13 protein-coding genes are annotated in these 12,657 nt (G+C 65.6%); 8 read left to right on the forward strand and 5 right to left on the reverse strand.

Going from position 1 to position 12,657, the window contains the following annotated elements; genetic code table 11:
- Window positions 1–132 precede the first annotated feature (132 nt).
- A complete protein-coding gene (locus tag CXK94_RS00550) occupies window positions 133–2,901 on the forward strand; it encodes a TonB-dependent receptor (protein WP_102892877.1) in 2,769 nt (922 codons plus the stop codon).
- 5 nt (window positions 2,902–2,906) lie between these two features.
- Window positions 2,907–4,019 (forward strand): cytochrome-c peroxidase, encoded by a 1,113-nt coding sequence (locus CXK94_RS00555; RefSeq protein ID WP_102893323.1) that lies wholly within the window; start codon window positions 2,907–2,909, stop codon window positions 4,017–4,019.
- A 180-nt stretch (window positions 4,020–4,199) separates the two neighbouring features.
- On the opposite strand, the gene rnk is transcribed toward CXK94_RS00555, so the two are convergent.
- On the reverse strand, window positions 4,200–4,604 hold the full coding sequence (gene rnk, locus CXK94_RS00560; protein WP_102892878.1) for a nucleoside diphosphate kinase regulator: 405 nt from the start codon (window positions 4,602–4,604) through the stop codon (window positions 4,200–4,202).
- A 160-nt stretch (window positions 4,605–4,764) separates the two neighbouring features.
- Window positions 4,765–5,097 (reverse strand): iron donor protein CyaY, encoded by a 333-nt coding sequence (cyaY, locus tag CXK94_RS00565; protein ID WP_102892879.1) that lies wholly within the window; start codon window positions 5,095–5,097, stop codon window positions 4,765–4,767.
- A gap of 290 nt (window positions 5,098–5,387) precedes the next feature.
- On the opposite strand from cyaY, the gene lptM reads away from it, so the two are divergent.
- The 6 genes from lptM to CXK94_RS00595 all read left to right on the forward strand — a co-directional run bounded on the left by lptM (window position 5,388) and on the right by CXK94_RS00595 (window position 10,311).
- A complete protein-coding gene (gene lptM / locus CXK94_RS00570) occupies window positions 5,388–5,528 on the forward strand; it encodes an LPS translocon maturation chaperone LptM (protein ID WP_003301130.1) in 141 nt (46 codons plus the stop codon).
- Window positions 5,529–5,540: 12 nt separating this feature from the next.
- Window positions 5,541–6,788, forward strand: coding sequence for a diaminopimelate decarboxylase (gene lysA, locus CXK94_RS00575; protein ID WP_102892880.1), 1,248 nt, complete (start codon window positions 5,541–5,543; stop codon window positions 6,786–6,788).
- A 10-nt stretch (window positions 6,789–6,798) separates the two neighbouring features.
- Entirely contained in the window at window positions 6,799–7,629 is an 831-nt protein-coding gene (gene dapF, locus CXK94_RS00580; RefSeq protein ID WP_037042285.1) for a diaminopimelate epimerase, read from the forward strand.
- The gene (locus tag CXK94_RS00585) at window positions 7,626–8,321 is read left to right on the forward strand and encodes a DUF484 family protein (protein WP_102892881.1); all 696 of its coding nucleotides are present in this window, start codon (window positions 7,626–7,628) and stop codon (window positions 8,319–8,321) included. The genes dapF and CXK94_RS00585 overlap by 4 nt, the downstream gene beginning before the upstream one ends.
- Before the next feature lie 392 nt (window positions 8,322–8,713).
- Window positions 8,714–9,613 carry a tyrosine recombinase XerC gene (gene xerC / locus CXK94_RS00590; protein WP_037042242.1) on the forward strand — a complete coding sequence of 300 codons (900 nt, stop codon included), beginning with the start codon at window positions 8,714–8,716 and terminating at the stop codon, window positions 9,611–9,613.
- Window positions 9,610–10,311, forward strand: coding sequence for an HAD family hydrolase (locus tag CXK94_RS00595; RefSeq protein ID WP_102892882.1), 702 nt, complete (start codon window positions 9,610–9,612; stop codon window positions 10,309–10,311). The genes xerC and CXK94_RS00595 overlap by 4 nt, the downstream gene beginning before the upstream one ends.
- Window positions 10,312–10,380: 69 nt before the next feature.
- On the opposite strand, the gene sutA is transcribed toward CXK94_RS00595, so the two are convergent.
- The 3 genes from sutA to CXK94_RS00610 form a co-directional block, all read right to left on the reverse strand.
- On the reverse strand, window positions 10,381–10,710 hold the full coding sequence (gene sutA, locus CXK94_RS00600) for a transcriptional regulator SutA (RefSeq protein WP_037042240.1): 330 nt from the start codon (window positions 10,708–10,710) through the stop codon (window positions 10,381–10,383).
- A 78-nt stretch (window positions 10,711–10,788) separates the two neighbouring features.
- A complete protein-coding gene (locus CXK94_RS00605; RefSeq protein WP_037042238.1) occupies window positions 10,789–11,214 on the reverse strand; it encodes a secondary thiamine-phosphate synthase enzyme YjbQ in 426 nt (141 codons plus the stop codon).
- A 102-nt stretch (window positions 11,215–11,316) separates the two neighbouring features.
- A complete protein-coding gene (locus tag CXK94_RS00610; protein ID WP_102892883.1) occupies window positions 11,317–12,567 on the reverse strand; it encodes an ammonium transporter in 1,251 nt (416 codons plus the stop codon).
- Window positions 12,568–12,657: the final 90 nt, after the last annotated feature.

Here is a 12,657-nt window from a genome sequence, read left to right on the forward strand (position 1 = left end):
CTGCGGACCCTGCTGCGTTAAAACCGGCTCAAGGAAAATTCGCGATTTTCTGAAAATTCTGAACCGTCATCCGTCTTCTTGCCTGCAATCGGGAATTGTTCTCATCTAAGCATGCAGTAGAGGGATTCTTCAGTGAACCACCGCCCCGCCGGGCCAGCCCGCACCCCGCTCCATTCCAGTCGCCTGTTCGCCGTCATCGCCGTGGCACTGCTGCTGGCCAGCCCCGACTTCGCTACGGCAGCCGAAACCATCGACGTCCGCCAGCAGACCCGCTCGTTCGACATCGCCGCGCAACCGCTGGCCGCCGCACTGATCGCCTTCGGCCAGCAGGCCGGCGTCCAGGTCAGCGTCAGCGGCCAGCTGCTCAGGGACAAGCAGTCCGGCGCCGTGCAGGGCGAACTGACGCTGGAGCAAGCCTTGCAGCGTCTGCTCGCCGGCACCGGGCTCACCTGGCACCAGCAGCGCGGCGGCACCCTCAGCCTGGAGCCCGCACCGGCCGTCACCCCGAGCGCGGACCGGGCCGAACGGCGTCCCCTGCAGTTCGACGACGTGGTGGTGCTGGCCGACCGCACACACAAGCAGGGCGAAACCACGATAGACCGGCACCTCATCGAAAGCCTTCCGGCCGGCAACGGCGATATCACCAGCCTGCTGAAGATCCATCCCAACGTGCAGTTCGACAATGCCCAGCTGAGCAGCAAGACACCCGGCGAGATCGGCCCGGCCAATATCAGCATCAACGGCGCCAAGTTCTACCAGAACGCCTTTCTGGTCGATGGCATGAACATGAACAATGACATCGATCCTGCCCAGAGCCAACACAACCTGGCGAATGCCGTGCCAGGTCGCAGCCAGGGTCTGGCACTGGACACCGACCTGCTGGAAGAAATCCGGGTGCTCGACAGCAACGTCGGTGCACAATACGGCGGCTTCAACGGCGGCGTAGTGGAAGCCAATACCCGCAAGCCGACGCGTGACCTGCACGGCCGGCTGTCCTACCAGACCACCCGTGCGCAGTGGACCGAGTATCACGTCGATGACGATGAACGGGAGAACTTCGAGGGCGCCGGATCAGGCACCGGCTACGCGGACAGCTATCAGCCCGAATTCACCAAGCATATCTACCGCGCCACACTGGAGGGTTACCTGACCGAGAGCGTCGGTCTGCTGGCCAACATTGTGCAGAAAGAATCGAGCATTCCGGTGCATCAATACACCCCCAACAACATCGGCAAGGTCGGCTACAGCGCGCAAACGCGCGACGAAGAACGCAAGGCGCAGAACATCTTCCTCAAGGCCGTCTGGCAGGCCAACGACCAGCTGGATCTCGAAGGCAGCCTGACCTACGCGCCGGAGGAATCAACCCACTACCGCAACAACGCTCTCGACAGCCGCTACAGCGTCGAGTCGGGCGGCCTGATGCTCAATACCAAGGCCCTCTACCAGGGCCAATTCGCCCGCGTTACCCAGAACCTGTCACTAAGCCGCCTGGAAAACTCCCGCGACAGCGACCGTGACGACTGGAACAACTGGCGCAAGACGGCCGACAAGGACTGGGGCATCGGCACGATCTCGACCGAAGGCGGCTATGGCGACATCGAGCAGAGCCAGGATGCGTTCGACTACAAGCTGGTTGCGGACTGGAACAGACTCGATCTGTTCGGCAGCCAGCACCTGTTCCAGACGGGCTTCGAGTTCCGCCACCTGAAATACGATTACGAGCGCCTGAGCACGTCCACGGTGAACGTCTATTCCCTGTTGGGCAGCCGTACCTGTGCCAGCATGCCGGGACAGGGGCTATGCGACGAAGACCTGGGGCAGTATGTCGGCACTCTGACCCGCTATGACCAGGGCGAAGTACGCTTTTCCCTCAACAGCTGGGCCGCCTTCCTTCAGGACGAGATCCGCTTCGGCAACCTCATGCTGCGCCCAGGCGCACGCCTGGACAGCGACGACTACATGGACAAGCACACGCTGGCACCGCGTTTCGCCCTGGAGTGGGATGTCTTCGGCGAGCGCAGCACCCGCTTCCATACCGGAGTCAACCGTTACTATGGCCGCAACTCAGCCGGTTGGCGCCTGCAACAGGGCCGCAGCGCGCTGGAACACACCTACCTGCGCAACGCCGGCAACGGCTTCACCTGGGGCGAACGCGCCCAGGGTGACGACACCCTGTTCTCGAAACTGGACATTCCCCATGACGACGAACTGACCTTCGGCCTGACCCAGCGGCTCGATGATCTCGAACTGGGAGTGAAATGGGTCAAGCGCAAGGGCCGCGACCAGGTCATGGAGGTGGAACAGGTCAACGGCGACTACCGCTACACCAACGATGGCCAGTCCAACACCGAAGTGCTGACGCTGACTCTTACCCCTCTGCGCAGCTTCGATGCCTGGGGGGCCCGCACCTCGGGCCAACTGGCAGCCGACTGGACCCACCACAATACCAATCACAACAGCTACGCGGACTCTGTCGAAGAGGATCGCTACGTCCATTACCAGGGCAAGGTGATCCACATCAGCGACCTGCCTCCATCGAACTACACCCGCGACTGGACCTACCGGCTCACCATCATCACCGAGATCCCCGTCTGGCGCCTCAGCTGGAGCAACTTCTTCCGCTATCGCGCCGGTGTCGATACGCTCAAACAGGCCTTGCAATCGGTCAACGGCTATCGCGCCTACTACGACAAGTCGTATGGCAATGCCTTCACCTGGGACGCGCGCCTCGCCTGGGAGCAGCCAACGCTCGAAGGCCAGGCCATTTTCGTCAATCTCGATGTCTACAACCTCACCAACCGCAGCAACGCCAACGACAATACCAGCGCCTCGGCCTACTACGACTCGGCAGTCTATGAAACCGGTCGCCAGTTCTGGTTGGAAGTCGGTTACCGGTTCTGATGGCCATGCAACTGTTGCCCGTTACGCTATTCAGCGTACTGCTGAGTGTCGCGGCCCAGGCCGACGACTGCCTGTACCACCTCGCCCCTGCGCCGGACAGGGAGGGCTACGCCTGCCTGCGCCAGATCTACACCCAGCCGCCACACACCTGGCCGACGCCACACGTGGACAAGGACATCGCCTGGCAGGAACTCGGCCCGCTGCCCGAGCGTGCGCCCTCGCCGCCGGGCAATCCTTTCAGTGAGGCCAAGGCGGCCCTGGGCGAGCGGCTGTTCTTCGACCCCATCCTGTCGCGCTCGAGGCAGATCGCCTGCGCCTCCTGCCACGAGCCGGACCTGGCCTTCGCCGATGGCCGCAAGGTGTCCTTCGGCCATGACCGCCAGGCCGGGCGGCGCAATTCACCGAGCCTGGTGATGAGCGGCTTCACCCGCCAGCCGTTCTGGGACGGCCGCGCCGCCAGCCTCGAGGACCAGGCGCTGTTTCCCGTGGAGGACCCGCTGGAAATGGCCTTCGAGCGGGACGAACTGCTGCGACGGCTGAATGCCGACGCCGGCTATCGTCAGCGTTTCGCCGAGGCGTTCGGCGCGGATGCGATCGACGCGCGCATGCTGCGCCAGGCTCTGGCCAGCTACCAGCGCACGCTGGTGCGTTTCGCTCGCACGACGCGCTTCGAGCGTTTCCTGCGCGGGCGCCACGATGCACTGAGCGACGAACAACTGCACGGCCTGCATCTGTTTCGCACCCGGGCGCGCTGCATGAACTGCCACTTCGGCCCGGCCATGAGCGACGATCGATTCCACAACGCCGGCATGACCTACTACGGCCGCAAGTACCAGGACCTGGGACGCTACGAGGTGACCGGCCGGGCGGAGGACGTCGGTCGTTTCCGCACGCCGTCGCTGCGTCTGGTGAGCCGGACCGGGCCGTGGATTCACAACGGGCTGTTTCCCGACCTGATGGGCCTGCTCAACTTCTACAACGTCGGCATGCCTCGGCCGAAACCCACCGCCGCGCAGCAGGACGACCCGCTGTTTCCGACCACCTCGGCGCGCCTCCAAGCGCTGGAGCTGAACCGGGACGAACTGAAGGCGCTACGCAGCTTTCTCGACACGCTCTGAACATCGAGGTTTGAATGGACTTTCTCGACTCGGCCGTCATCGACCACGGGCTGCGCGCCGCAGCGGCCATCCTGCTGGCCATTGCGGCTGTATCGGAACTATCGGCTGGAGCAGCGTATCGCGGCACTGGAAGCCCGGCAGCGGGATCTGCCGGGCGATGGAGCGGGCGGGAGCTGAAGCTCAGAGCGGGTCGCCCGCCGCTTCGGGTTGATACTCGATGGCGAGCAGGGTGAGCTTGAGCATCTTGCCGCCCGGCGCCGGCCAGTCGATATGCTGGCCGACGCTCATGCCCAGCAGCGCGGTGCCCACCGGCGCCAGCACGGAAACGGTGCCTTCCTTGCCGGCGTCCTGCGGATAGACCAGCGTCAGGTGGTAGTCCTTGCCGCTGCCTTCGTCGCGACAATGCACGCGCGAGTTCATGGTGACGACGCCGGCGGGCATTTCGCTGCGCTCCACGACCTGCGCCCGCGACAATTCCTGCTCGAGCGCTTCGGCAGCCGGACCGTAGTCGTCCAGGTTGTCGAGCAGCCGCTCAAGCCGCTGCAGATCGAGTTGGGTGAGGATGATCGGCGGTGCGCTGGTCATGGGTTCTGGCTAGCTCCTGCAAAAATCAAAAGGCGAAAAAAGCAAAACCCCGCCCGAAGGCGGGGTTTTGTTGACCTGTGCAAGACACTATCACAGCGGCCCGAATAAGCAAGGCCCCGCCCCGCAGGCCAGCAATCACGGGCGCTGCAGGACGACGGGCTCAGAGCTCGTCGAACGTCAGCGCTTCGCCGGCCTGTTCCTGGGTGGCACGCGCGAGCAGCTCGCCGAGCCGCTCGCCGCTGGCGTCGCACAGCCACAACCGGCTACTTTCGTCATAGTCGAAATGGAAGCCGCCGGAACGTGCGGCGACCCACAGCTGGCGCAAGGCCGGCTGGCGGCTGAGGATCAGCTGGCTGCCATTGTCGAAGCGCACCGTCAGCACCCCGCCGGAATTTTCCAGGTCGACATCAAGGCCGCTGTCATCGAATGCGTCCTCGACACTTTCCTGCACGGTATCGACCAGATCGTGATAGCGGGCTTCGCTCAGGCTCATGCGGCTGTTCCTCGGCTGAAAGGGGCGCGGCAGCGGGCCGCACTGAATGGCGGCGAGCTTAGAGCTTGTTCCCGTTTCGATACAACCCATCCCCAGGCGGGCTCGGCGAGTACCGTAGCGAGCCATGCTCGCGAAGCAGGCCCTGCAAGCCATCGCGGACATAGCCCGCTCCTGCAAAAGTCCCGCGGCAACGCCGGTCGCGGCGGCCACGCCACACGCAGCCCGCATAGGCAATCCGGCGGGTGCTGGGTATACTCCGGCGATTAGCTTTTTCAAGGATTCCAACCCCCATGAAGCGTCTGTTGCTTCCCTTCGTCGCCCTCGCCGTTTTCGCCGCCGCGCTCAGTGGCTGCGGCCAGAAAGGTCCGTTGTACCTGCCGGATGACGAGCAAACCGTCAAAGAACGTTCCAAAGACCGTTTCGAACTCTAAAGGAGGCAATTCATGGAAGCCTTCTCGTACCGCGACGGTCAGCTCTTCGCGGAGGGCGTGGCACTGTCCGCGCTGGCACAGCGCTTCGGCACCCCGACCTACGTCTACTCCCGCGCCCACATCGAGGCCCAGTACCGGGCCTACGCCGATGCGCTGCAGGGCATGCCGCATCTGGTCTGCTTCGCCGTCAAGGCCAACTCGAACCTGGGCGTGCTGAACGTCCTGGCGCGCCTCGGCGCCGGCTTCGACATCGTCTCGCGCGGCGAGCTGGAGCGCGTGCTGGCCGCTGGCGGCCAGCCGCAGCGCATCGTCTTCTCCGGCGTCGGCAAGACCCGCGACGACATGCGCCGCGCGCTGGAGGTCGGCGTGCACTGCTTCAACGTCGAATCCACCGATGAGCTGGAGCGCCTGCAGCAGGTCGCCGCCGAGCTGGGCCTGCAGGCGCCGGTGTCGCTGCGGGTCAACCCGGACGTGGACGCCGGCACCCACCCGTACATTTCCACCGGGCTCAAGGAAAACAAGTTCGGCATCGACATCGACCAGGCCGAGGCGGTCTATGCCCGCGCTGCCGAGCTGCCGAACCTGGAGGTGGTTGGCGTCGACTGTCATATCGGTTCGCAACTGACCAGCCTGCCACCGTTTCTCGATGCGCTCGATCGCCTGCTGGCGTTGATCGACCGCCTCGCCGCACACGACATCCACATCCGTCACCTGGACCTGGGTGGCGGCCTCGGCGTGCGCTACCGCGACGAACAGCCGCCACTGGCCGGCGACTACATCCAGGCCGTGCGCCAGCGCATCGAGGGCCGCGGGCTGGCACTGGTGTTCGAACCGGGCCGCTCCATCGTCGCCAACGCCGGCGTGCTGCTGACCCGCGTGGAGTACCTCAAGCACACCGCGCACAAGGATTTCGCCATCGTCGATGCGGCGATGAACGACCTGATCCGTCCGGCGCTGTACCAGGCCTGGATGAACGTGATCGCCGTGCAGCCGCGTGCCGGCCAGCCCCGCCGCTACGACATCGTCGGGCCGATCTGCGAGACCGGCGACTTCCTCGCCAAGGACCGCGAACTGGCCCTGGCCGAAGGCGATCTGCTGGCCGTGTGCTCGGCCGGTGCCTATGGTTTCGTCATGAGCTCCAACTACAACAGCCGCGGCCGCGCCGCGGAGGTGCTGGTGGATGGCGAGCAGGCCTTCGAGGTGCGCCGCCGCGAGAGCGTGCAGGAGCTTTATGCCGGCGAAAGCCCGCTGCCCAGTTGAGGCCGAGACCATGCTTCTGCGCTTTACCAAGATGCACGGCATCGGCAACGACTTCATGGTCATCGACCTGGTCAGCCAGCACGCGCACATCCAGCCCAAGCACGCCAAGCAATGGGGCGATCGCCATACCGGCATCGGCTTCGACCAGTTGCTGATCGTCGAGCCGCCGCAGAATCCGGACGTGGACTTCCGCTACCGCATCTTCAATTCCGACGGCTCGGAAGTGGAGCAGTGCGGCAACGGCGCGCGCTGCTTCGCCCGCTTCGTGGTGGACAAGCGCCTGACCGTCAAGCGCAGGATCCGCGTCGAGACCAAGGGCGGCATCATCGAACTGGATATCCGCCCGGATGGCCAGATCCGCGTCGACATGGGGCCGCCCCGCCTGGTGCCGGTCGAGATTCCCTTCCAGGCCGAAGGCGAGGCGCTCAGCTATCCGCTGCAGGTCGACGGCCAGAGCCTCGAAATCGCCGCCGTATCCATGGGCAACCCGCATGCCGTATTGCGCGTCGACAACGTCGACCAGGCGCCGGTGCACGAGCTGGGCCCGAAGATCGAACACCATCCGCGCTTCCCGCAGCGGGTCAACGCGGGCTTCCTGCAGGTCATCGACCGCCAGCATGCGCGCCTGCGCGTCTGGGAGCGTGGCGCCGGTGAAACCCAGGCCTGTGGCACCGGCGCCTGCGCCGCGGCGGTCGCCGCCATCCGCCAGGGCTGGATGGACTCGCCGGTGCAGATCGAGCTGCCCGGCGGCCGTCTGTCCATCGAATGGGCAGGCCCGGGGCAGCCGGTTATGATGACCGGCCCCGCCGTTCGCGTTTTTGAAGGACAGGTTCGCCTATGACCGACCAGACCCAGGGCAACGAGCCGCTGCCCGACGCCGAAGCCGTCGCCGCCTACCTGCGTGCCCACCCGGAATTCTTCGTCGACCACGACGAGCTGATTCCCGAATTGCGCATCCCCCACCAGCCCGGCAGCGCGGTGTCGCTGGTGGAGCGCCAGGTCAAGCTGCTGCGCGAACGCAACATCGAGATGCGCCACCGCCTGTCGCAACTGATGGACGTCGCCCGCGACAACGATCGGCTGTTCGACAAGACCCGCCGGCTGGTGCTCGACCTGCTCGATGCCGGCAGCCTGGAGGAAGTGGTCAGCGCGGTGGAAGACAGCCTGCGCCACGAGTTCCAGGTACCCTACGTCAGCCTGATCCTGTTCAGCGACGCCGCGCTGCCGGTGGGCCGCTGCGTCAGCTCCGGCGAGGCGCAGCAGAGCATCGGCGGCCTGCTGGACGGCGGCAAGACCATCTGCGGCGTGCTGCGCCCGCACGAGCTGAGCTTCCTGTTCGGCGCCGAGGACAGCTCCAGCATCGGCTCGGCCGCGGTGGTCACGCTCGCCAACCAGCTGGGCGTGCTGGCGATCGGCAGCCCCGATCCACAGCACTACAAGAGCTCGCTGGGCACGCTGTTCCTCGGCTACATCGCCGAAGTGCTCACCCGCGTGCTGCCGCGCTTCGGCACGCCGCTGCGGTCGGTACGCTAGGGTCTGTTGCCATTTCGTTCGCGGCCGCGCCGGAGCCGGTTTTTGCGCGGGGCAAGGCATGAGGAGTGAAGTTTGGTTATTCCAAATGAACGACGAATAACGCAGCACCGCGCAAAAACCGGCCCGGCCCTTCGGGTTGCGCGGCAAATGGCGCCATGCGGCGTTGCGGGACTTGGCAAGGGAATGACCATTACCTGCGTCCCGCGCCTTGCCTGGCGTCATTTGGCGCGGCAACGCGGCTCGCGACGAAACGGCAACAGACCCTAGAAGCAACTGCAAGCGCATCAGTGTAGGAGCCAGCTTGCTGGCGATCGGTGGCTTGCAACATCGCCAGCAAGCTGGCTCCTACATCCATGGGTAGCTTGCCGCTTTTCCAGATCGAAGGAGCCCTTGTGCAAACCGATCTAGACGCCTACCTCGAACACCTGCGCAGCGCCCGGCAGCTGTCGGCGCATTCGCTGGATGGCTACCGGCGCGACCTGCACAAGCTGCTCGGCTACTGCGCGCAGCAGCACATCGCCAGCTGGAACGAGCTGCACGGCCGCCACCTGCGCCAGCTGATCGCCGAGCTGCACCGCAAGGGCCAGTCCAGCCGCAGCCTGGCGCGCCTGCTGTCCTCGGTGCGCGGCTTCTACCGCTATCTCAACCAGGAAGGCCGCTGCCAGCACGACCCGGCTACGGGCCTGTCGGCCCCCAAGGGCGAACGGCGCCTGCCGCGCCTGCTGGATACCGACCGCGCCATGCAGCTGCTCGATGGCGGCGTGGAAGACGAGTTCATCGCCCACCGCGACCAGGCGATGCTGGAGCTGTTCTATTCCTCGGGGTTGCGCCTGTCCGAACTGGTCGGGCTGAACCTCGACCAGCTCGACCTGGCCGCCGGCCTGGTGCGAGTGCTCGGCAAGGGCAACAAGGTCCGCGAGCTGCCGGTCGGCCGCAAGGCACGCGAAGCGCTGCAGACCTGGCTGCCGTTGCGGGCACTGGCCAACCCGGCCGACGGCGCGGTCTTCATCGGCCAGCAGGGCCGCCGCCTCGGCGCCCGCGCCGTGCAGTTGCGGGTACGCCAGGCCGGCGTGCGCGAGCTCGGCCAGCACCTGCATCCGCACATGCTGCGCCACAGCTTCGCCAGTCACCTGCTGGAATCCTCACAGGACCTGCGCTCGGTGCAGGAACTGCTCGGCCACGCCGACATCGGCACCACGCAGATCTACACCCACCTGGATTTCCAGCACCTGGCCAAGGTCTACGACCAGGCGCACCCGCGCGCCAAGCGCAAGCAGGACACCGACACATGAGCATCCGCCTGATCACCTTCGACCTCGACGACACCTTCTGGGAAGCCAGCCCGGCGATCCACAGCGCCGAAACCGCCCTGCGCGACTGGCTGGGCCACAATGCTCCGCGCCTGGGCGAGTTTCCGATCGAGGCGCTGGGGGCGATCCGGCGCATGCTGGTCGAGCGCGAGCCGGCGCTCCGGCACCGCATCAGTGAGCTGCGCCGGCGCATCCTGTTCCATGCGTTGAACGATGCCGGCTACCCCGCCCACGAGGCGAGCGAGCTGGCCGAGCAGGGCTTCCAGGTGTTCCTCGAAGCGCGCCATGGGGTGCAGATCTACCCCGACGTGCAGCCCACCCTGGAATTCCTCGCCAACCACTACACCCTCGGCGTGATCACCAACGGCAACGCCGACGTGCGCCGCCTGGGCCTGGCCGACTATTTCCGCTTCACCCTCTGCGCCGAGGAACTGGGCGTCGGCAAGCCCGACCCGCACCCGTTCCAGCAGGCGCTACGCCTCGGCGAAGTCGAGGCGAGCCAGGCGGTGCACATCGGCGACCATGCGCTGGACGATATCGCCGGCGCACAGCAGGCCGGCCTGCGCGCGGTCTGGTTCAACCCGGGCGGCATCGCCTGGCAGCACGACTACCAGCCGGACGCCGAGATCCGCAGCCTGGCCGATCTGCCCAAGCTGCTGCACGGCTGGCGCAGCAGCTGACGAACGGCCGCAGCCGTCCAGACACGAAGAAGCCCGCACGCGGGCGGGCTTCTGGGTATTCATCCGTGCTCAGATAGGGCGGCTTCCGTACTTGCTATCAGGCTTCTTCGGCGGGTCGGCGACCACATTGGGCTCGACCTCCTGCACCCGACCGCCACGCGCCAGGAATTCCTCCATGGCCCGCGCCAGCGCATCGCGCTCCTTCTGCTTGGCCTCCAGGCTCGGCAGTTCGTCAGGCTCGGCGGCTTTCGCCTTGGCCTTCTTGGTCGGCGTGGCCCGCTCGCTGTCGGTGCCTTCGTCGTCGAGGCTGTCGTCGGCGTCGTCGGCCGCGTTCAGCTCCTCCCCTTCCTCCTCGTCGCCCACGTCCAGATCGTCTTGTTCTAGTTCTTCTTCGCTCATGTTCAACCTCATGGCTTGCCAAAGCGGTAGTAAGTTATAGCCCAGCGATGCGGAATGACCGTCACCGCCAAAAAAAATTCAACTTGCCGTTCCGTGCAGCGTTGCCACTATCTGCCGCGAACCACCCTGATCGCGGTGTTCCCCGAGATAGACGCCCTGCCAGGTCCCCAGCGCCAGGCGCCCATCGCTGACCGGCAGGCTCAGCTGACAGCCGAGCAGGCTGGCCTTGAAGTGCGCGGGCAGATCGTCCGGCCCTTCGTAATCGTGCTCGTAGCCGCCCTCACCCTGCGGCACCAGGCGGTTGAAGAAGCGCTCGAAATCCCGGCGCACCGCGGCATCGGCGTTTTCGTTGACGGTCAGCGAGGCCGAGGTATGCCGCAGCCACAGATGTAACAGACCGATCCGGCATTGCCGCAGTTCCGGCAGCGCCGCCAGCAACTCGTCGGTGATCAGGTGAAAACCGCGCGGCCGCGGCCGCAGGGCGATCCGGGTCTGTTGCCACATGTGGGAAGACTCATGTTCAACGGCTGATCGCGCGCATTCTAGCGTGGCGCCAGAAAAAACAAAGGGCGCCAAAAGGCGCCCTTGTCACAAGCCGTCGAATCGTTACTGACGGGTGAATTCCGGATAGGCTTCCAGACCGCACTCGACCACGTCGACGCCCTCGTATTCCTCTTCCTCGCTGACGCGCAGGCCGATCACCGCTTTAATGATGCCCCAGACGATCAGGCTGGCGATGAACACCCAGAGGAAGATCGACACCAGGCCCAGCAGCTGTGCGCCGAAGGAGGCATCCGCGTTGGTCAGCGGCACCGCCAGCAGGCCCCACATGCCGGCGACGCCGTGCACGGAGATGGCGCCGACCGGATCATCGAGCTTCAGCTTGTCCAGGCCGAGGATGCTGAACACCACCAGCACGCCGCCGACGCCGCCGATCAGCGTCGCCTGCAGGGCACTCGGGGTCAGCGGCTCGGCGGTGATCGCCACCAGGCCGGCCAGGGCGCCGTTGAGCACCATGGTCAGGTCGGACTTGCCGAACAGCAGGCGGGCGGTGATCAGCGCCGCCACCAGGCCGCCGGCGGCGCCCATGTTGGTGTTGACGAAGACCTGGGCCACGGCGTTGGCATCCTCGATGGTGCTCATCTTCAGCTGCGAGCCACCGTTGAAGCCGAACCAGCCCATCCACAGGATGAACGCACCGAGGGTCGCCAGCGGCATGTTGGCGCCGGGGATGGCATTGATCTGGCCGTTCGGGCCGTACTTGCCCTTGCGCGCGCCAAGCAGCAGGACACCCGCCAGCGCCGCGGTGGCACCCGCCATGTGCACCACGCCGGAACCGGCGAAGTCGAGGAACCCGGCGGCATTAAGGAAACCGCTGCCCCATTTCCAGAACCCCTGCACCGGGTAGATGAAGCCGGTCATCACCACGGCGAAGGCGATGAAGGCCCAGAGCTTCATGCGCTCGGCCACCGCACCGGAGACCACCGACATGCAGGTGGCGGCGAACACGACCTGGAAGAAGAAGTCGGAGCGCGAGGAATAGTACGGCGCGTCCTCACCACCGGCGGCTACCACGTCGACCGCGTTCTCGTCGCCGATCAGGAAGCCCAGGCTGGGGAGAATGCCGCCTTCCGGGCTGGAATACATGATGTAGTAGCCGATCAGCAGGTACATGATCGACGCCACCGCATAGAGCACGATGTTCTTGGTCAGGATCTCGGCGGTGTTCTTCGCCCGGACCAGGCCGGACTCGAGCATGGCGAAACCGGCCGCCATCCACATCACCAGGGCTCCGCAGATCAGGAAGTAGAAGGTATCGAGTCCGTACTGGACGGGTATCAACGCTGTGCTATCCATGTTTCACCTCTTGCTGTCGCGCTTCTCGCGCTGTTCGGTCTGCAGGCCGCCGCGTTCTGCGCCGACGGCCTGCCCTGGCCCCGGGTTGGC

Source organism: Stutzerimonas stutzeri (assembly GCF_002890915.1).
In the GTDB taxonomy this organism is placed as follows: Bacteria; Pseudomonadota; Gammaproteobacteria; order Pseudomonadales; family Pseudomonadaceae; genus Stutzerimonas; species Stutzerimonas stutzeri_AF.